The organism is Pseudomonas sp. AS2.8 (genome assembly GCF_014190935.1).
GTDB lineage: Bacteria > Pseudomonadota > Gammaproteobacteria > Pseudomonadales > Pseudomonadaceae > Chryseomonas.
In genome coordinates this window covers 314,203-331,563 of sequence record NZ_JACHVV010000004.1, presented here as the reverse complement: position 1 = coordinate 331,563, position 17,361 = coordinate 314,203, and the positions used below count along the sequence as shown (strand labels likewise).

The 17,361-nt window shown below is 67.5% G+C and carries 19 protein-coding genes; 6 read left to right on the top strand and 13 right to left on the bottom strand.

The features are described from left to right. Window positions 1-5: 5 nt before the first annotated feature. Entirely contained in the window at window positions 6-899 is an 894-nt protein-coding gene (locus FHR73_RS18235; RefSeq protein ID WP_183633107.1) for a LysR family transcriptional regulator, read from the bottom strand. A 96-nt stretch (window positions 900-995) separates the two neighbouring features. Between FHR73_RS18235 and FHR73_RS18230 the strand changes: the two genes are divergently transcribed. Next, window positions 996-2,165, top strand: a complete 1,170-nt coding sequence (locus tag FHR73_RS18230) for an MFS transporter (protein ID WP_183633105.1) — start codon at window positions 996-998, stop codon at window positions 2,163-2,165. A 13-nt stretch (window positions 2,166-2,178) separates the two neighbouring features. Here FHR73_RS18230 and FHR73_RS18225 read toward each other — a convergent pair whose 3' ends face one another. Then, window positions 2,179-2,739 carry a carboxymuconolactone decarboxylase family protein gene (locus FHR73_RS18225; RefSeq protein ID WP_183633103.1) on the bottom strand — a complete coding sequence of 187 codons (561 nt, stop codon included), beginning with the start codon at window positions 2,737-2,739 and terminating at the stop codon, window positions 2,179-2,181. Window positions 2,740-2,918: 179 nt separating this feature from the next. Here FHR73_RS18225 and FHR73_RS18220 point away from each other — a divergent pair, with 179 nt between their 5' ends. Further along, window positions 2,919-3,419, top strand: coding sequence for a GNAT family N-acetyltransferase (locus tag FHR73_RS18220; RefSeq protein ID WP_183633101.1), 501 nt, complete (start codon window positions 2,919-2,921; stop codon window positions 3,417-3,419). A 9-nt stretch (window positions 3,420-3,428) separates the two neighbouring features. Here the strand turns inward: FHR73_RS18220 and FHR73_RS18215 are convergent, their stop codons facing one another. Beyond that, a complete protein-coding gene (locus tag FHR73_RS18215) occupies window positions 3,429-4,526 on the bottom strand; it encodes an alpha/beta fold hydrolase (RefSeq protein ID WP_183633099.1) in 1,098 nt (365 codons plus the stop codon). 241 nt (window positions 4,527-4,767) lie between these two features. Here FHR73_RS18215 and FHR73_RS18210 point away from each other — a divergent pair, with 241 nt between their 5' ends. Together FHR73_RS18210 and FHR73_RS18205 are read left to right on the top strand one after the other, a co-directional pair. Then, window positions 4,768-5,019, top strand: a complete 252-nt coding sequence (locus FHR73_RS18210) for a hypothetical protein (protein WP_183633098.1) — start codon at window positions 4,768-4,770, stop codon at window positions 5,017-5,019. 87 nt (window positions 5,020-5,106) lie between these two features. Continuing rightward, the gene (locus tag FHR73_RS18205; protein WP_183633097.1) at window positions 5,107-6,267 is read left to right on the top strand and encodes a sensor histidine kinase; all 1,161 of its coding nucleotides are present in this window, start codon (window positions 5,107-5,109) and stop codon (window positions 6,265-6,267) included. Here FHR73_RS18205 and FHR73_RS18200 read toward each other — a convergent pair. The 7 genes from FHR73_RS18200 to FHR73_RS18170 all read right to left on the bottom strand — a co-directional run bounded on the left by FHR73_RS18200 (window position 6,264) and on the right by FHR73_RS18170 (window position 13,036). Continuing rightward, entirely contained in the window at window positions 6,264-7,076 is an 813-nt protein-coding gene (locus FHR73_RS18200; RefSeq protein WP_183633096.1) for an SDR family oxidoreductase, read from the bottom strand. The two genes, FHR73_RS18205 and FHR73_RS18200, sit on opposite strands and share 4 nt — an antisense overlap. Window positions 7,077-7,145: 69 nt before the next feature. Beyond that, window positions 7,146-7,628, bottom strand: coding sequence for a hypothetical protein (locus FHR73_RS18195; protein WP_183633095.1), 483 nt, complete (start codon window positions 7,626-7,628; stop codon window positions 7,146-7,148). Between the two features lie 124 nt (window positions 7,629-7,752). Next, complete coding sequence (locus tag FHR73_RS18190; RefSeq protein WP_183633094.1) at window positions 7,753-8,874, bottom strand: hypothetical protein; 1,122 nt, start codon at window positions 8,872-8,874, stop codon at window positions 7,753-7,755. A 258-nt stretch (window positions 8,875-9,132) separates the two neighbouring features. After that, complete coding sequence (locus FHR73_RS18185) at window positions 9,133-10,569, bottom strand: NAD(P)(+) transhydrogenase (Re/Si-specific) subunit beta (RefSeq protein ID WP_183633093.1); 1,437 nt, start codon at window positions 10,567-10,569, stop codon at window positions 9,133-9,135. A gap of 1 nt (window position 10,570) precedes the next feature. Next, a complete protein-coding gene (locus tag FHR73_RS18180; RefSeq protein WP_183633092.1) occupies window positions 10,571-10,885 on the bottom strand; it encodes an NAD(P) transhydrogenase subunit alpha in 315 nt (104 codons plus the stop codon). 35 nt (window positions 10,886-10,920) lie between these two features. Beyond that, window positions 10,921-12,039: a Re/Si-specific NAD(P)(+) transhydrogenase subunit alpha gene (locus tag FHR73_RS18175; RefSeq protein WP_183633091.1), complete on the bottom strand. Its 1,119-nt coding sequence runs from the start codon at window positions 12,037-12,039 to the stop codon at window positions 10,921-10,923. 124 nt (window positions 12,040-12,163) lie between these two features. Beyond that, entirely contained in the window at window positions 12,164-13,036 is an 873-nt protein-coding gene (locus FHR73_RS18170; protein ID WP_183633090.1) for an alpha/beta fold hydrolase, read from the bottom strand. Window positions 13,037-13,109: 73 nt separating this feature from the next. Between FHR73_RS18170 and FHR73_RS18165 the strand changes: the two genes are divergently transcribed. Both FHR73_RS18165 and FHR73_RS18160 read left to right on the top strand, forming a co-directional pair. Further along, window positions 13,110-13,673, top strand: a complete 564-nt coding sequence (locus FHR73_RS18165; RefSeq protein ID WP_183633089.1) for a TetR/AcrR family transcriptional regulator — start codon at window positions 13,110-13,112, stop codon at window positions 13,671-13,673. Between the two features lie 60 nt (window positions 13,674-13,733). Next, entirely contained in the window at window positions 13,734-13,871 is a 138-nt protein-coding gene (locus FHR73_RS18160; protein ID WP_169742428.1) for a hypothetical protein, read from the top strand. A 483-nt stretch (window positions 13,872-14,354) separates the two neighbouring features. Here FHR73_RS18160 and FHR73_RS18155 read toward each other — a convergent pair whose 3' ends face one another. From FHR73_RS18155 to FHR73_RS18145, 3 genes are read right to left on the bottom strand one after another with little or no spacing between them, the layout of a single operon-like run. Further along, window positions 14,355-15,131 carry an SDR family oxidoreductase gene (locus tag FHR73_RS18155; RefSeq protein ID WP_183633088.1) on the bottom strand — a complete coding sequence of 259 codons (777 nt, stop codon included), beginning with the start codon at window positions 15,129-15,131 and terminating at the stop codon, window positions 14,355-14,357. Further along, a complete protein-coding gene (locus FHR73_RS18150; RefSeq protein WP_221191602.1) occupies window positions 15,128-15,988 on the bottom strand; it encodes an amidohydrolase in 861 nt (286 codons plus the stop codon). The genes FHR73_RS18155 and FHR73_RS18150 overlap by 4 nt, the downstream gene beginning before the upstream one ends. Next, window positions 15,985-17,277: an L-fuconate dehydratase gene (locus FHR73_RS18145; RefSeq protein ID WP_183633086.1), complete on the bottom strand. Its 1,293-nt coding sequence runs from the start codon at window positions 17,275-17,277 to the stop codon at window positions 15,985-15,987. The genes FHR73_RS18150 and FHR73_RS18145 overlap by 4 nt, the downstream gene beginning before the upstream one ends. Window positions 17,278-17,361 lie beyond the last annotated feature (84 nt).

The following is a 17,361-nucleotide window of genomic DNA, read 5'->3' as shown; positions in this document are numbered from 1 at the left end:
GGGCGTCAGCCGCCCAGTCGCTCCACCAGGAAATCGACGAACACCCGCACCCGCGCCGGCATGGTCGAGCCACCGACGAAGACCGCGTGGATCGGCTCAAGATCGCCCGGATTCCAGGCTTCCAGCAGCGGCACCAGGGCGCCGCTGCGCAGGTCGTCGGCCACGCTGAATTCACCGATGCGGGCGATGCCGGCGCCTTCGCGGGCCAGCAGCGCCAGGGCCTCGCCACTGTTGCATTCGATGTTGCCGCTGATCTTCAGGGCGAAGGCCTGGCCGTCGCGGACGAAGGGCCAGTCGGGCAGGGCGCGACGGAAGTTGAATCTCAGGCAATTGTGGTCGAGCAGGTCTTCCGGCTCCCGGGGCGTGCCGTGGCGGGCGAGATAGGCGGGCGAGGCCACCACCACCTGCCCGGTGACGCCGATGGGGCGGGCGCTCAGGGGGCTGTCGGCCAGTTGGCCGAAGCGGATCGCCACGTCGGCCTGGCCGGCGAGGATGTCCACCACCTCGTCGCCCAGCGCCAGGTCCACGACGATGTCCGGATAGCGCGCGCTGAAGGCCGCCACCAGCGGTACCAGGGTCATGCGGCCATGGCCGAGGGCGGCGCTGACCCTCAGCCTTCCTCTGGGCACGCCCTGGTCGGCGATGGCGTCTTCCACCTCGGCCAGGTCCGCCAGGATGCGCCGCGCCGCGCGCAGATAGGCCTCACCCTCGGCCGTGAGGGTGATGGCGCGGGTGGTGCGCAACAGCAGTCGCGTGCCGAGGCGCTGCTCGGTGCGGGCGATGGAGCGACTCACCGCCGAAGGCGTCAGGCGCAGGGCTCTGGCGGCGGCAGACAGGCTGCCAGCCTCCACCACCTGGGCGAACACCGCCATCTCTCCCGAGCGACCATTCAGATCCACTTGTGACTCCAGGGCAAAGGTGCATGCCAAAACCGCCATCTACCGGCACTTGACGCGGGAGCTTAGCATTCACGGCATAGATAAGGACCCTTTCCCATGCGTATCAATCCACCCCTGCTAGCCCTGGCCACCGGTGCCTTCGGCATCGGCGTTACCGAATTCGCGCCGATGGGCATGCTGCCCGGTATCGCCGCCGATCTCGGCGTGTCCATTCCCGCGGCGGGCCTCCTGATCAGCGCCTATGCCCTGGGCGTGCTGATCGGCGCACCGCTGATGACCCTGACCACCGGCCGCATTCCGCGCCGTCATCTGCTGATCGGCCTGATGGCCATCTTCACCCTGGGCAATCTGATGTCGGCGCTGGCCACCGACTACACCAGCCTGCTGATCGCCCGGGTGGTGACCTCGCTCAACCATGGCGCCTTCTTTGGCGTCGGCGCCCTGGTGGCGGCCAGCGTGGTCGCGCCGGACAAGCGCGCCGGGGCGGTCGCCGCCATGTTCATGGGGCTGACCCTGGCGACCATCGGCGGGGTGCCGCTGGCCACCTGGTTCGGCGAATTGCTCGGCTGGCGCCAGGCCTTCTGGGGCATCGCCGGACTCGGCCTGCTGACCATGGCCGCGCTCTGGTTCGCCCTGCCCAACGTGGCCCTGCCCGCGAGCGATGGCGTGCTGGCCGAAATCCGCGTGCTGGGTCGCCCGCCGGTGCTGGCCGCCCTGGGGCTGACCGTGGTCGGTTCCGGTGCCATGTTCACAGTCTTCACCTACATCGCGCCGATCCTCGCCCGCGAGACCCATGGCTCCACGGCCTTCATCACTGCCATGCTGGTCTTGTTCGGCGTCGGCCTGACCCTGGGCAATCTCTGGGGCGGCAAGGCCGCGGACCGCTCCATCGACCGCACCCTCATCGCCTCCCTGGGCGTGCTCATCGTGGTGCTGCTGGCCTTCAGCGTGCTGATGCGCTGGCCGCTGGCGGCCGCCGTGGCCATCCTCATCTGGGGCATCGCCAGCTTCGCCCTGGTGCCGCCGCTGCAGATGCGCGTGATGGAAGCCGCCAAGGACGCCCCCAACCTGGCCTCGGCGGTCAATATCGGCGCCTTCAACCTGGGCAATGCCCTCGGCGCGGCCCTGGGCGGTGCGGTGATCGACGCCGGTCTCGGCTATCCGGCGATCTCCCTGGCCGGCGCTGGGATGGCTGCCCTGGGCCTGGCGATGGCCCTGGTCCTGGCCTGGCGCGGTCGGGCCAGCGGTGCGGCGGTTGCCGGCTAGCGGCGAGTCGGCCTCACTCGGCGAAGGGGCGGGGCGTGTCGCCGCCCCGATCCACCGCGAAGGCATTGAGGGTCATGGCGACCAGGCTGTAGTAGCCATAGACGCCCACCAGTTCGATCATCCCGGCTTCGCCGAACAGTGCCACCCCCTGCTGATAAAGGTCTGAGGGAATCCGCCGGGTGTCGTAGAGCGCCACGCCAATGGCATACACGCAGGCCTCCTCGGCTGTCGCGAAGACCGGCACGGTGCCCTGCCGGAGCGCCTCGATCACCTGATCCGTCAACCCCGCCTGGCGGGCGATGGGCTCATGGATCTGCCACTCCGCCTGGGAACGCCACCAGGCCGCGGTGGTGAGGATCGCCAACTCCGTGAGGCGCAATTCCAGCCGGGTGCCATAGCGGCAGAAGGCGCCCAGCCGCTGGGCGTGATCGGCCAGCGCCGGGCTGTGCGCCCAGGCCAGGAAGGGGCCGTCGAGATTGCCCCGCGGGCCGCTGAGGATCTCGTCCAGCACCCGCTGCTGCTCGGGCGTGGTGTTCTGGTCGGACAGGGGCGTCAGCCGCGACGAGATGGGCATGGTGGTGATCCTCAAAAGATGGCGAACAGCTCAGTTGGTTCATCCAATACCACCTCAGGCCCCGGGGCAAGGTCGCGGTGCTGCACTCGCGCAGCCTCGCCAAGCGTCGCATTCAGACTGGCATCACCCCCGCCGCTCTGGTCACAATCGGTGCTGACCTTTTCCAGGGAGTCTTGGCGATGGACCGGACCTGCACCACCTTCTACCTCGAAATGACGGCCTCGACCGAGTTGCACGAGAAGCCACAGCGGCCCGATCTGCAGATCGTCGAGTGCGAGGTGCCGCAACCCGAACTCAACCGCTTTCTTTATGCCCTGGTCGGCCAGGCCTGGGACTGGAGCGATCTCAGCGGCTGGAGCGACGCCCAATGGCGCGCGCTGGTGGAGCAGGAAGGACACCGCACCTGGGTCGCCTATCACCGCGGCGCCATCGCCGGTTACTACGAGCTGTACCGCCCGGATGGTCGCAACGTCGAGATCCGTTACTTCGGCCTCACCAATGCCTTCATGGGCCTGGGCTTCGGCGGTCCGCTACTAAGTCACGCCCTCCGTTCCGCCTGGGAGTGGCCCGGCACCGAGCGCGTCTGGGTGCACACCTGCACCCTGGATCACCCGGCGGCCCTGGCCAACTACCAGGCGCGCGGGCTGCGGATCTACCAGGAAGAAACGACCCCGCTCTAGGCCAGGTTCCTAACGCCCGGCAGGGGCGCTGGGCAGCTTTTCGACGAATTGCGCCAGCTCCGCCGCATAGAGCCTGGCCAGCCCGGTGGTGCCGTGCCCGCGCGTGTCGGCGCTGCCCGGGATCAGCAGGTAGCGGGCGCTCGGCACCTGCTCGAGCGCCGCCTGCATGAGGCCGGTCTCGGGTGGATTGCGCTCGTCGTCCGCCGCGTTGATGGCCAGCACCGGCACCTTGATCTTGCTCAGTCCCGGCTCGGCGTTGTAGTCGGCCGAGGACTCCCACTGGTAGATGAAGTCATTGGCGTCGACGGCCACCGAAGCCGCCAGGCGCTTGTCGACCAGCGCATCCGCCTGGGCATGGGTGCCGGCGATCTCCTGGTAGTTCAGGGTGCCGCCACTGGTGGCGAATTCGAACATCGTCTTGGCCAGGCGCAGGGACGGCGGCTGAGTCTGGTAATTGCCCTGGTTCCAGGCCGGGTCCTGCCTGATGGACTCCACCAGCATGCGCCTCATGATCCAGTTGCGGCCGGCCATCTCGGTCGGCTGCGCCGCCATGGGCACCAGGCCATCGGCGAAGCCGGGGTGCAGGCCGCCCCACAGCCAGGTCTGCATGCCCCCCATCGAATTGCCGATGATCAGCCGCAGGTGCTCTATCCCCAGTCCTTTAGTGAGCAGCAGGTATTGCGCCTGCACCATGTCGGCGTAGTTGTAGTGGGGAAAGGCGGCGCGCAGGCCATCCGACGGCTTGGTCGAACTCCCCGTGCCGATCGCATCCGGAATCACGATGAAGAACCTGTTCGCATCCAGCGGCTGGCCCGGGCCGAACAACTGGCCGCCGACATCCGTGCTCAGCATCGCCGCCGCCTGCTGCCCGGTGCCGTGCAGCACCAGGACCGTAGGATTGCCGCGCTTTCCCAGAGTCAGGTAGTGCAGGCGGAAGTTGTCGAGCGTCTGGCCGGTATGGAAGGTGAAGCGCGGCACGACGAAGTCGCCTTCGACCGGCGTGGGTGGGTCGTCCGCCTGGACCGTCAGGGCGGTCAGCAGCACCAGCAGGGTCAGGGCGGAGCGAAGGGTGCCAACAGCCTTGCGCAGATCGAAAGCTCTGTTCATTGATGCCGTCCCTTCGCTGACAAAGACAATTTTTATAAGGCCGAACACTACGGCTGGCAACTCGCTGCGAGTGGCTGCGGCGAGGCGGCTGGCGAAGGCTGCCAAGGGCCTCTTGCTCAATACGGCCGTGAGGCCTGGCGCCATAAGGCCTGGCGACAGACGTTGGCGAGCGAAGCGCTGGAACGCTGGCGCCAGCGGTCGAGTCGGAAAGAGCAATAGCACGTGGAGAATACCTGGCCCTATGCAAGCCCTCAAAAGCCAGCTGGCGGCGCTGGACCCGCCCATCAAGCACGAGATCGAGTCCCAGGGTGACAATCTCTTGATCACCCTCATCGACCCCGCCCGGCCGGCGCGGGTGTCGCGCACTCTCAACCAGACCCTGGTACGCAATACTGCGCTGCTCTACGAGGTGATCCGTGACGCCATCAACGAATTGCGCGCCATCGGCAGTCTGCCGGCGATTACCGCGGCAGACATCTATCCGGATGACTGATCCCCATTCCCGCCGCCGTCGGCCTGCCAGGGATCCAGTCGCGTTCCCGGCTCGGCACCGGGCGGCGCGCGCGCTCAGGAAAACCCCATGAACGATCAGCAACGTGTCCAGATGCTGGCTCAGCGCCAGAAACTCCTGGCGGACTTCGGTGACTTCGCGCTGCGCTGCGAAGACCTGGACGAGATCCTGATGCGCGCCTGCCAGCTGGTCAGTGATGCGCTCGGCACCGAATTTTCCAAGGTGCTGGAAATCGAGCGCGGCGAGCACCAGGCGCTGGTGCGTGCCGGGGTCGGCTGGAAGCCGGGGGTGGTCGGCCAGGCCAAGGTCTCCCTTGGCGAACGTTCGTCCGAAGCCTATTCGATCAAGGTAAGCCGCCCCGTCATCACCCCGGACATCCGCCAGGAAGAGCGCTTCGACCTGGCCGATTTCCTTCGCGAACATGGGGTCCAGGCGCTGGTGAACGTGCCGATCTTCCTGCCCGGCGGCCGGCCCTATGGCCTGCTGCAGGTCGATGCCCGCGAGCCGCGGGACTTCGGCGAGGAAGACGTGGAATTCCTGCGCACCTACGCCACCATCCTTGGCCCGGTTATCGACCGCCTGCTCAAAACCAGCGACCTCAACGACGCCCTGCAGGCCAACACCCGCCTCATGCAGGAGATGCAGCATCGCATCAAGAACCACATCGCCATCATCGCCGGGCTGGTCTGGCTCAGGTCACGGGCGGCGCAGTCCGATGAAGCCCGCCAGGAGCTGCAGGGCATCGGGGCACGCATCGACGCCCTGCGCCTGGTCCATGAGCAGCTCTATGCGGCCAATACCGCCCAGCAACTGCGCCTGCGGCCCTTCGTGATGCAGTTGCTGGAGAATCTCTGCCACCTGCACCAGGAGCATTCCGGCCAGGTGCGTCTGCAGATCGCCATCGCCGACGTCGACCTGGACCCGGACACCGCCGTGCCCCTGGGCATGATCCTCACCGAATTCGCCTCCAACAGCCTCAAGTACGCCTTCGACGGCGAGGGCGGACTGCTGGCGGTGGACATCGACATCGGCGAGGACGACACCTGGCGCGTGCGCATCCAGGACGATGGCAAGGGCCTGCCGCTGCAGACCTCCGCCCGCAAGCCCGGCTCGGGCACCGGCATGAAGCTGATCGAGGGCCTGGCCGGCCAGATCGGCGCCCACGCCCAGTGGTCCCGCGCGGGCCAGCGCGGCACCGAATTGCAGCTGAGCTTCAGGATGAAGGGCTAGGGCGAGATCACCGCGGGCGTCACCGCCGAGCCGGCCAGCAGCCCGCCATCCAGATTCAACTCGCTGCCAGTCATGTAGGCGGTCTCGTCCGACGCCAGCAGCAGCGCCACGGCCGCCACCTCCTCGGGGCGGCCAAAGCGCCGCAGCGGTGTGTCCCGCACCAGCACCGCCATGCGCGCCGCGCGATCCGGGCCATCACCCAGCATGGGTTCCCACATCGGCGTGAGGATGGCGGCGGGGTGGATCGAATTGCAGCGGATAGCGAGGCCCTGCTCCGCGCAATAGAGCGCTACCGTCTTGCTGTGGTTGCGCACTGCCGCCTTGGACGAGGCATAGGCCGCCGCGCCGGGAATACCCACCAGCCCGGAACGCGACGAGATATTGATGATGGACCCGGCCCCGGCCGGACGCATGGCGCGGATGCCATGCTTGCAGCCGAGAAAGACGCCATCGAGGTTGGTGCGATGCACCGCGTGCCAGTCTTCGAGCTTGGCGTGTTCTGGATCGTGGGTCACCACGCCCTGTTCGAAGCCGGTGATCCCTGCGTTGTTCACCAGCACGTCGAGCCGACCGCGCTCCATGAGGATCTGCCCGGCCACCCGCTGCCAGTCGGCTTCCAGGCGCACATCCAGGGGCAGATAGCAGGCACTGTCGCCCAACTCGGCCGTGACGGCATGGCCCAGCTCAGCGTTGAGGTCGGTGACATAGACAAAGGCGCCTTCCGCCACGAAAGCCCGGGCGATGGCGGCGCCTATGCCCTGGGCCGCGCCGGTGACCAGGGCGGTCTTGCCCTTGAGTTTGGCTGCCATGCGAATACGCCCTCCAGATCGTGACAGGCATCCGAGGGTAGCCCAGTCCGTCGGGTCAGGGGGCCAGCATCACGCCTTGGCGCTCACTCCGCCAGTGCTTTCGCCGGCCTTCTTCAGGGCTTCGGTATAGGCGGCATAGGCAGTCGTCAGGGCTTCGCTGGCGGCGGCGACATTGGCCTGGGCGGCTTCGCGCGCGGCCTGGCTGGCTTCCTGCTCAACCTTGCTTTCACCCTTGCTCTGGCCTTCCACCGCGCGCAATTGCTTCTGCGCCAACTCCAGTTGCCGCTTGGCCATGTCGATGGCCTTTTGCAGGGTATCCAGGGTCTTGTTACCGGTGCTGCCCTTCTCGCTGGCAGGGGCGGCGTCGGCTTCGGCCTGGTCCTTGATCTGGTTCAGCGGATTGGGCTTGCCGATGCCCTTGGGCTTCTTGCTTTGCTCGACCTTGGCCGCCTCTTCTTCGGCGGTGGGTTTGGCCGTCGCGCCACCCAGCCTGAGCGTGGGCGCGCGCAAGATGCCGTGGCCAATGCCATTCACCGACAGCGTGCTGGACATCGCGGACTCCTTGAAAGGTACATCTCAAGGGTAACGGCCGCGTGGGGCAAAGATTGAGCGAGGGTGGCAGCGGCAATCTCAGCTGCCGCCGGAGAGCGCGGGGGCTGGCCCCGCTGATCCCTGACTACTGGCTGATGACCGCGTGGTTGGAAAAGCCGCTCTGGGTCAGGTTGATGGCATTGCCCGCGGTGTTCTGGGTCAGGTTGGCGGTGTGCTGGAAGCCGCTCTGGTTGGCGGTGATGCTGGAGGTATTGCCCGTGACGTAGGCGGTCAGGGCCAGATCATTGCCCTGCTGATCGACCTTCATCTGGCCGTCGTTGCCCAGGGCATAGGCGTTGATGCCATTGCCGTCGCCATTGGACGCCAGGTCCAACTGGTTGCCCTCGCCCGAGACGATGGCGGAGGCGCCATTGCCGTTACCGGTCTGCGCCAGGGTCACCTGGCTGCCCACGCCATAGACATTCACGTCGGCGCGGTTCAGATCGCCGCGCTGGGCGATGTCGACGGTGCTGGGCCGCGAATAGCTGCTGGAGTGCCGGACCCGGGCATCGTTGCCATTGCCCTCCTGCACCACCCTGGAATCCACCCGCTCGCCGCCTTGCTTGAGGCCGATGTAGTTGTCGTTGCCGCGCTGCTCGACGATCGTGGTCGAGTCCTCGCCGGTCTGCCTCACCCAGACCTCGTTGCGCAGGCCGAAGCTGGTCACCTGCAGGTCCTGGCGATCACCGTGCTGAGCCAGGTCCAGCTTGCCGTTGAGTCCATCCTGGCGCACCGTCAGGGTGTTCTGGCCCGCGGCGTAGCTGTCCTGCTCGATGTTGATCCGGTGATAGCCGCCGTCCTGATGGACAGAGGTGTCTTGCCGCAGGCCGCTCTGGCGCACCACTGTCTCGTTGCCGCTGCCCGGCCCCTGATCAACCTGCACCCGGTCATAGCCGCCATCGCGCTGCTCGATATCCACCAGGCGCTGCGACCCCGAGACCTGATTGACCTCGACCGCGCTCCTGGCATTGGTCTGCACCACCCGCACACGGTCATCGGCATCGTTCTGCTGGGTGACCTGGGCATTGAGAAAACTGCCGCTCTGCTGGATATCCGCCTGGTTGCGCGCCGACAGCTCGCTGCCCTGGTTCAGGTTCACCACATTGAAGCCGCCGTTCTGCTGGACGTTGGCCGTATTGGATTCGGCCCAGGCGGCACCGGTGTTGGCCAGCAGCAACGCGACCATGAGGGAGCGGGAGGTTTGCATGGGGACGGTCCTTGTGAGGGCTGGGAGAGCCCGGAGCGTGAGCGTTCGATTGGAGGTAGGGGATAGGTGAGGCGCTGAGGAATAATCTGATTAGTAAGGCTGAAGGCGCAATCGGTCGAAGGAGCGATGCTGATCCTTGCGTGAACAGCCTTGCGTTAAGTGCGTAAGCCTGGAGGCTTCAAGAGGAAAACGTATGTCTTATGGGGTGCCAACGAACAGCCCCTCGCGACCACTCAATCGGTCGCGAGGGGCTACGGCTTAATCCACCGCCTTGACAATCTCCTCGATGACCTTCTTGGCATCGCCAAAGACCATCAGGGTCTTGTCCAGGTAGAAGAGTTCGTTGTCGAGGCCCGCATAGCCGCTGGCCATGGATCTCTTGTTGACGATGATCGTCTTGGCCTTGAAGGCTTCGAGGATGGGCATGCCGGCGATGGGTGACTTTGGATCGTTCTTGGCCGCCGGGTTGACCACGTCGTTGGCGCCAAGCACCAGCACCACGTCGGCCTGGCCGAATTCGGAGTTGATGTCGTCCATCTCGAACACCTGGTCGTAGGGCACCTCGGCTTCGGCCAGGAGTACGTTCATATGGCCGGGCATGCGGCCGGCCACCGGGTGGATGGCGTATTTCACCGTCACGCCGTTGTGCACCAGCTTTTCGGTCAACTCCTTCAGCGCGTGCTGGGCGCGGGCCACCGCCAGGCCGTAGCCGGGGACGATGATGACGCTGTCGGCGTTGCCGAGCAGGAAGGCGGCGTCGTCCGCCGAGCCGGATTTGACCGGGCGCCGCTCGCCGCTGCCGCCGCTGGCCGCGGCTTCCGTCGCGCCGCCGAAGCCGCCGAGGATGACGTTGAAGAAGGAGCGATTCATCGCCTTGCACATGATGTAGGAGAGGATGGCGCCGCTCGAACCTACCAGCGAGCCGGCGATGATCAGCATGGAGTTGTTCAGCGAGAAGCCGATACCGGCGGCGGCCCAGCCCGAGTAGCTGTTGAGCATGGAGACCACCACCGGCATGTCGGCGCCGCCGATGGGGATGATGATCAGCACGCCGATAGCGAAGGCCAGGGCCACCAGCACGGCGAAGGCGCCGAGATTGCCGCTGAAGGTGAACATCAGGCCCAGGGCGAGAATGGCTAGGCCGATCACCAGGTTGAGCGGGTGCTGGCCGGCGAAGCGCACCGGGGCGCCCTGGAACAGGCGGAACCTGTATTTGCCGGAGAGCTTGCCGAAGGCGATCACCGAACCGGAAAAGGTGATGGCGCCGATGGCTGCGCCGAGGAACAACTCCAGGCGATTGCCGCTGGGGATCGGCTGGCCATAGCTGGAGACGATGCCCAGGGACTGCGGTTCGACCACCGCGGCGATGGCGATGAACACCGCGGCCAGGCCGATCATGCTGTGCATGAAGGCCACCAGTTCGGGCATCTTGGTCATTTCCACGCGCTTGGCCATGTAGGCGCCGGCGCTGCCGCCCACCAGCAGGCCGACGATGACGTAGCCGATGCCCTGCACCGCCAGGTCGCTGCCGAGCTTGTGGATCAGCGCCAGGGTGGTGAGCACCGCCAGGGTCATGCCGGCCATGCCGAAGGCGTTGCCGCGGCGCGAGGTGGTGGGATGGGAAAGGCCCTTGAGCGCCTGGATGAAGCACACCGAGGCGACCAGGTAGAGCAGGGTGATGAGGTTCATGCTCATGTCAGGACCGCTCCGCCGGGGCTTTGGGGGCCTTCTTCTTGAACATCTCCAGCATGCGGCGGGTGACCAGGAAGCCACCGAAGACATTGACCGCCGCTAGGGCCACAGCCAGGGTGCCCATGATCTTGCCCAGCGGGGTGACAGTGAGGGCGGCGGCTAGCATGGCGCCGACGATGACGATGGCGGAGATGGCGTTGGTCACCGCCATCAGCGGGGTGTGCAGCGCGGGGGTGACGTTCCAGACCACGTGGTAGCCGACGTAGATGGCCAGCACGAGGATGATCAGGTTGTAGAGGCCGTCGGAAATCAGATCCATGGGGGCAGTCCTTGTTATAGGCGGAGGGCGGGCGCTCAGGCGTTCTTGCGACGCAATTCGCCGCCGTGGCACACCAGGCAGGCGGCGACGATGTCGTCGGCCAGGTCGAGGTGGAAGGCCCCGTCCTTGAGCACCAGCTTGAGAAAGTCCAGCAGGTTGCGGGCATAGAGCGCCGAGGCGTCCGCCGGCACGCGCGCGGCCAGGTTGCCGTAGCCGACCAGGGTGACGCCGTGCTTGACCACTACCCGGTCCAGCTCGGTGAGCGGACAGTTGCCGCCTTGGCTCGCGGCCAGGTCGATGACCACCGAGCCCGGCTTCATCTCGGCCACGGTGGCCGCATGCAGCAAGGTGGGCGCGCGGCGGCCGGGGATCAGCGCGGTGGTGATGACGATGTCGGCCTGCCTCGCGCGGTCGTGCACGGCCCGGGCCTGACGCTCCATCCAGGAGGCCGGCATGGGCCGCGCATAGCCGCCGACGCCTTCGGCGCACTGGCGTTCTTCCTCGGTCTCGAAGGGCACGTCGACGAATTTGGCGCCGAGGGATTCGATCTGCTCCTTCACCGCCGGGCGCACGTCCGAGGCCTCGATCACCGCGCCGAGGCGCTTGGCGGTGGCGATGGCCTGCAGCCCGGCCACCCCGGCGCCAAGGATCAGCACCCGCGCGGCCTTCACCGTGCCGGCGGCGGTCATCAGCATGGGCATGAAGCGCGGATAGTGGTCGGCCGCCAGCATCACCGCCTTGTAGCCGGCGATGTTGGCCTGGGAGGAGAGCACGTCCAGGCTCTGGGCGCGGGAGGTGCGCGGCGCAGCCTCCAGGGCGAAGGCGGTGAGGCCGCAGGCGTTGAGCTGCTCCAGGGTCTCCTGGGCGAAGGGGTTGAGCATGCCGATCAGCACGGCGCCGGGCTTCATCAGCGCCAGCTCGGCGGCAGTGGGCGCCGCCACCTTGAGTACCAGGTCGGCGCCCAGGGCCGCGGCGGCATCGCCGAGCTGGGCACCGCTGGCGACATAGGCCGCATCGGGCAGGCTGGCGCCTTCGCCAGCGCCCTGTTGCACCACCACCTGGTGGCCCTGGCCGATCAGTTTCTTGAGGGTTTCGGGGGTCGCGGCCACGCGCGTTTCCCCCGCACCGGTTTCCTTGGGGACGCCGATCAGCACGGGTGTTTCTCCTTGTTATTAGTGCCGCCACAATGGGACCTGGGGCAGCGGGACAGCTGTCCGGAAACGACGGGGAGCTTTTGGAAAAGCGACAGGCACGCCGTGCGGGCGGCCTGTTGGCAACCTAGTTCGGCGCGGACGCCCGCGGCAGGGCGGCGAACCAGTCCAGGGCGCGGTCCCACAGCGGCTGGGCGCTGGCGCGGAAATAACCCATGTGACCGATGGCGCCGCCGTGCTGGCGGGGGTCGAGGTCTTCGCGCTGGAGGTCGACGTTGCGATAGGCCTGCATGAAGGCATCGCGCGATTGCGGCGTGGCCCAGAGATCGTCCAGGGCGTTGACCGCGACGATGGGGGTGCGCACCGCCGCGTAGCCGGCTTCGATGCCCTGCATGGCCGGGTCGTCGAAGAAATAGTGTGGATAGCTGCACCAGTGGCGCCACTGGCGATAGACGTCGCGCGGCAGGTCTTCGCCCAGGCCCAGGGCGCTCCAGGGGCAGTAGCCCTTCCACCAGGTCAGCACCGGCAGGACCAGTTTCCACATGGTCAGCACCTTGAGTCTTTCCAGCGGCGGCATGTAGCCGTACCAGCCGGCGCTGGTGCCGAAGACATAGAAGCCGGCGACCTTGGCGTGGTTGGGCAACAGGCCGAAGGCATGGCCGCCATAGGAGTGGCCGACCAGGTAGAGGGGGACGTCGCCCTGGGCCATGCTGTCTACCGCGGCGGCGAGGTCCTGGCGCGCCCAGTCCAGCAGGTCCATGCGAAAGCCCTTGAGCGAGGCCGGCGCCGAACGGCCGATGCCACGGTAATCGAAGGTCAGGGTCTCGAAGCCGCGGGCCGCGGCGTGCTGGGCGAAGCGTCGATAGAAGCCCTGGGGCACGGCGGTGGCGCCGGCGACGATCAGCCGTCCCTGCAGCGGTCCCTGGGCGGGATAGCGACTGGTGCTGAGGCGATAACCGTCCGCGGTGATCAGGTCCTCGACGAGAGCGTCGCTGGGCATGGGGTGGTCCCTATGACAGTTGTTATAATGCCTGGACGGTAGATTATGACGACTGTCATAGCAAGGAGAATGGATGACCGAGCAGTCGAAGGTGCGGGATCGGGTGGTGGTGGCGGCTTCGGCCATGCTGGCGCGGCACGGCCTCAATGCCACCAGCATCCGCGAGACCATCAAGCGCGCCGAGGCGCCGCTGGGGTCCACCTATCATCACTTCCCCGGCGGCAAGCACCAGCTGGTAGTGGAGGCGGTGGAGCTGGCCGGCGCCCAGGTCAGTCGCGATCTGGAGCGCCAGCTGCAGGCCGGGGCGCTGGCGGGTATCCAGGGCTTCCTGCGGCTCTGGCGCGACATCCTGCTGGACTCGGACTTTCGCGTCGGCTGCCCGGTGATGGCGGTGGCGGTGGAGGAACCGGTGGACGAGATCGCCCAGCGCGAGCTGGACGCGGCGGCGGGCATCTATCGCCGCTGGGAGGCCCGGCTGCAGGAGGCGCTGGTCGAGCATGGCCATGCGGAAGAGGCGGCCACGGGGCTGGCCACGCTGCTGGTGGCGGCGGTGCAGGGGGTGATCCCGCTGTGCCGCGCCCAGCGCAGCATCGAACCCTTCGACCGGGTGGCCGAACGTCTGGTGGCGCTGGTCTAGCGGGAACGCCCCCGGGGCCGGCGGACTCCACCAAGGGTGCCTCTACGATCGGAGTACCCCATGAATCCCGAACCCGCGGACGATAAGCAGACCCCCCACGACTACGACGAATACGGCGACGTGCCGGATTCGGCCAATACCACCACCACCGAAGAGCGCGAGGATCTGGACGACAGCCCGTTGAGTCCGAAGCGCTAGCGGGTTGGGTGGATGGGCGCGTGGACAAGGCTGCGCCGTTGTCCACCCTACGGTGCTCACGCCTGTTGGGCTTCGCTGCGCTCAGCGCCAACCTACGTCGGTACGCCGCGTTTCCACGCGCTGGTGGTCTCGGCTGACGCCAAATCTCACCACTAACCACGATACCGCCCCCTCTCCCTCGGGGAGAGGGCTGGGGTGAGGGTAGCCATAGTGGCAGGCCTGTACTCCAACGGCGGTTTTGATGCCTGGGCGCGTGGACAAGGCTGCGCCGTTGTCCACCCTACGGGAGGTCGCTCTCGCCGACCGACGGCGGATGGGTAGGGTGGAAAACCGCGCAGCGTTTTCCACGCGCTGGTGATCTCGCTAACGCCAAATCCAACTGCCATCCCTGGACCGCCCCTTCTCCCTTTGGGAGGGGCCGGGGTGGGTGTGCCTGCCTGTGTTGGGCTTCGCTGTGCTCAGCGCCAACCTACGGCCACGTCGTCACGTCAACGCTCGATCCAGATGCAGATAGCCGCCATCGACGCTCAGCCACTGCCCGGTGGTATGGCTGGAGCGGGGCGAGAGCAGGAAGGCCACGGTGTCGGCGATCTCCTCGGGGGTGGTCATGCGGCGGCCGAGGGGGATGCGCGCGGTGATGGCGGCGAGCTTGGCGGCCGGGTCGGGAAAGCCCTGCAGCCAGCGCTCATAGAGCGGGGTCATGACCTCGGCGGGGATCACCGCGTTGACGCGGATGCCGTCGTCCAGCAGCGAGGCGGCCCACTCGCGGGTCAGGGCCAGCACGCCGCCCTTGGCCGCGGTGTAGCCGCTGGTGTCGCCCTGGCCGGAGAGGGCGGTCTTGGAGGCGATGTTGACGATGGCGCCGGTGCTGGCGCGCAGCGCCGGCAGGCAGAGGTGCGCCAGGTGGTAGTAGTGCACCAGGTTGCGCTCCAGGGAGGCGACGAAGGCAGCGCGACCGGCGCTGAGACTGACGCCATCGTTGACCCCGGCGTTGTTGACCAGGCCATCGATGCGTCCATAGGCGTCCTGCATGGCCGCCACGGTCCGCTCGCAGGCGGCTTCGTCGCACAGCTCCACGGTGAAGGCCCGTGCCCTGGGCTGGCGTTCGGCCAGCTGCGCGGCGAAGCTCGCCTCCAGCGGCTCCCGGGCGAGGATTACCGGGATGGCGCCCTCGGCGGCCAGGGCCAGGGAGATGGCGGCGCCGATGCCGGAGCCGCCGCCGCTGACCAGGAACACCTTGTCGGTCAGCTGCAGATTCATGCCACAGCCTCCCGCGGCTGGGTGCCCAGGCCGTAGAGGCGGGCCGCGTTGCCGCCAAAGACCGCCGCACGTTCGCTGGTCGTGAGATCCAGCAGCGCCTGCTCGGCCAAGTCGACCACCTCGGCGTAGCTGGCGGCCAGGGTGCAGACCGGCCAGTCGGAGCCGAACAGCAGGCGCTCCGGCCCGAAGGCCTCCAGGGTGATGCGCGCATAGGGCAGCAATTGCTCCGCCTGCCAGCCCTGCCAGTCGGCCTCGGTGACCAGGCCGGACAGCTTGCAATGCACATGGGGCAGTCGTGCCAGGGGCGCCAGCAGCCGGGCGTAGTCGGCGGGCGCGACCCGGTCCGGCGGCTTGCCCAGATGGTCCAGCACCAGCACGCCATGGTCATGGCGAGCGGCGAAGGCGGTGGCGGCGGGCAGGGTCTCGGCGTGGATCAGCAGCTCATAGAGATAGCCATGCCGCTGCAGGGTGGCGACGCCCTGGTTGGCGGCGGCATCGGCCAGCCAGGCGCCGGGATCGGCCTCGTCCTGCACCGGATGGCGAAAGCCGCGCAGGTGACGACTGCCCTGGCGGCGTTCCAGGCGCGCCACCAGGTCGGCGGCGCGTAGGTCGGTCCAGCCGACCACCGCCTGTACCCAGGGCGTGCGGGCGGCGAGGTCGAGGAGAAAGTCCGTCTCCTCTTCCAGGGTGCGCGCCTGGACGGCGATGCAGCCGTCGAAACCGGCGCGCTGCAGGTGCGGTTGCAGATCGGAGGGCAGATGATCGCGTTGCAGTCCGGCCATGCGCCCGTCGATCCAGGCGAATTCGGCCGGCCGATAGCGCCAGAAGTGCTGATGGGCATCCAGGCGCAGGCTCATGACGGCTGCCATCCGGCATGGCGATACCGCGCCCGGGAGGCGGCCTTGATGGCGATGGAGAACCCCGGCGCCTGGGGCGCGAGATAGGCGGCGCCGCGCACCTGGCAGGGGTCCTCGAAGTGTTCGTGGAGGTGGTCGACGTATTCCACCACCCGGCCCTCGTGGGTGCCGGCGACGCAGAGGTAGTCGATCATCGCCAGGTGCTGCACGTATTCGCAGAGGCCCACGCCGCCGGCATGGGGGCAGACCGGCAGGTCGTACTTGGCGGCCATCAGCTGCACCGCCAGCACCTCGTTGAGGCCGCCCAGGCGACAGGCGTCGAGCTGCACCACGTCCAGGCCGCCGCGCATGATGAATTGCTTGAAGAGGATGCGGTTCTGGCACATCTCGCCGGTGGCCACCTTGACCGGCGCCACCGCCTCGCGGATGGCGCGATGGCCCTCCACGTCGTCGGGGCTGGTGGGTTCCTCGATGAACCAGGGCTGGGCGAAGGCCAGCTCGCGTACCCAGTCGATGGCCTCGCCGACTTCCCACACCTGGTTGGCGTCGATCATCAGGTGGCGCTCGGGGCCGATCACCTCGCGGGCGATGCGCACCCGGCGGATGTCGTCGGCGAGATCGCGACCGACCTTGAGCTTGATGTGGGAGAAGCCGGCGTCGATGGCCTCCTGGCAGAGGCGGCGCAGCTTGTCGTCGGGATAGCCGAGCCAGCCGGCCGAGGTGGTGTAGCAGGGATAGCCCTCGGCTTCCAGGCGCTGCAGGCGCTCGGCCTTGCCTTCGGCGCGTTGGCGCAGCAGGGCCAGGGCTTCCTCGGGGGTGATGCAGTCGGTGAGGTAGCGGAAGTCGATGCAGCGCACCAGCTCTTCGGGGCTCATCTCCGCCACCAGGCGCCAGACCGGCTTGCCCACGGCGCGCGCCCAGAGGTCCCAGGCGGCGTTGACCACCGCGCCGGTGGCCAGGTGGATGGCGCCCTTGTCCGGGCCGATCCAGCGCAGCTGGCTGTCACCGGTGATGTGGCGCCAGAAGCGGCCCGGGTCTTCCTGGATCCACTCCAGGGTCAGGCCTTGCACCCGCGGCTCCAGGGCGCGCAGGGCGGCGCAGCAGATCTCGTTGCCGCGGCCGATGGTGAAGGTGAGGCCGTGACCCTCCAGTCCCGGCTGGTCGGTCTGCAGGATGACGTAGGCGGCGGAGTAGTCCGGATCCGGATTCATCGCATCGGAGCCATCCAGCGCCTGGCTGGTGGGGAAGCGGATGTCTTCGATCTGCAGGCCGGTAATTGTTGTTGGCATGGCGCTGTCCTCGAGGGTTTTCGCGGGCTGAGCGAACCCGGCCCCGCGCCCGCTCGATGAAAAGCGGGCACGGGGATTAGCTAG

Bases quoted from the DNA above. Each gene is read 5' to 3' on its own strand.
- FHR73_RS18215 (WP_183633099.1), bottom strand. From the start codon at position 4,526: ATGAACAGAGCTTTCGATCTGCGCAAGGCTGTTGGCACCCTTCGCTCC.
- FHR73_RS18225 (WP_183633103.1), bottom strand. From the start codon at position 2,739: ATGCCCATCTCGTCGCGGCTGACGCCCCTGTCCGACCAGAACACCACG.
- FHR73_RS18150 (WP_221191602.1), bottom strand. From the start codon at position 15,988: ATGAGCCTGCGCCTGGATGCCCATCAGCACTTCTGGCGCTATCGGCCG.
- FHR73_RS18145 (WP_183633086.1), bottom strand. From the start codon at position 17,277: ATGCCAACAACAATTACCGGCCTGCAGATCGAAGACATCCGCTTCCCC.
- FHR73_RS18165 (WP_183633089.1), top strand. From the start codon at position 13,110: ATGACCGAGCAGTCGAAGGTGCGGGATCGGGTGGTGGTGGCGGCTTCG.
- FHR73_RS18205 (WP_183633097.1), top strand. From the start codon at position 5,107: ATGAACGATCAGCAACGTGTCCAGATGCTGGCTCAGCGCCAGAAACTC.
- FHR73_RS18220 (WP_183633101.1), top strand. From the start codon at position 2,919: ATGGACCGGACCTGCACCACCTTCTACCTCGAAATGACGGCCTCGACC.
- FHR73_RS18230 (WP_183633105.1), top strand. From the start codon at position 996: ATGCGTATCAATCCACCCCTGCTAGCCCTGGCCACCGGTGCCTTCGGC.
- FHR73_RS18180 (WP_183633092.1), bottom strand. From the start codon at position 10,885: ATGGATCTGATTTCCGACGGCCTCTACAACCTGATCATCCTCGTGCTG.
- FHR73_RS18210 (WP_183633098.1), top strand. From the start codon at position 4,768: ATGCAAGCCCTCAAAAGCCAGCTGGCGGCGCTGGACCCGCCCATCAAG.
- FHR73_RS18200 (WP_183633096.1), bottom strand. From the start codon at position 7,076: ATGGCAGCCAAACTCAAGGGCAAGACCGCCCTGGTCACCGGCGCGGCC.
- FHR73_RS18155 (WP_183633088.1), bottom strand. From the start codon at position 15,131: ATGAATCTGCAGCTGACCGACAAGGTGTTCCTGGTCAGCGGCGGCGGC.
- FHR73_RS18190 (WP_183633094.1), bottom strand. From the start codon at position 8,874: ATGCAAACCTCCCGCTCCCTCATGGTCGCGTTGCTGCTGGCCAACACC.
- FHR73_RS18195 (WP_183633095.1), bottom strand. From the start codon at position 7,628: ATGTCCAGCACGCTGTCGGTGAATGGCATTGGCCACGGCATCTTGCGC.
- FHR73_RS18160 (WP_169742428.1), top strand. From the start codon at position 13,734: ATGAATCCCGAACCCGCGGACGATAAGCAGACCCCCCACGACTACGAC.
- FHR73_RS18185 (WP_183633093.1), bottom strand. From the start codon at position 10,569: ATGAGCATGAACCTCATCACCCTGCTCTACCTGGTCGCCTCGGTGTGC.
- FHR73_RS18170 (WP_183633090.1), bottom strand. From the start codon at position 13,036: ATGCCCAGCGACGCTCTCGTCGAGGACCTGATCACCGCGGACGGTTAT.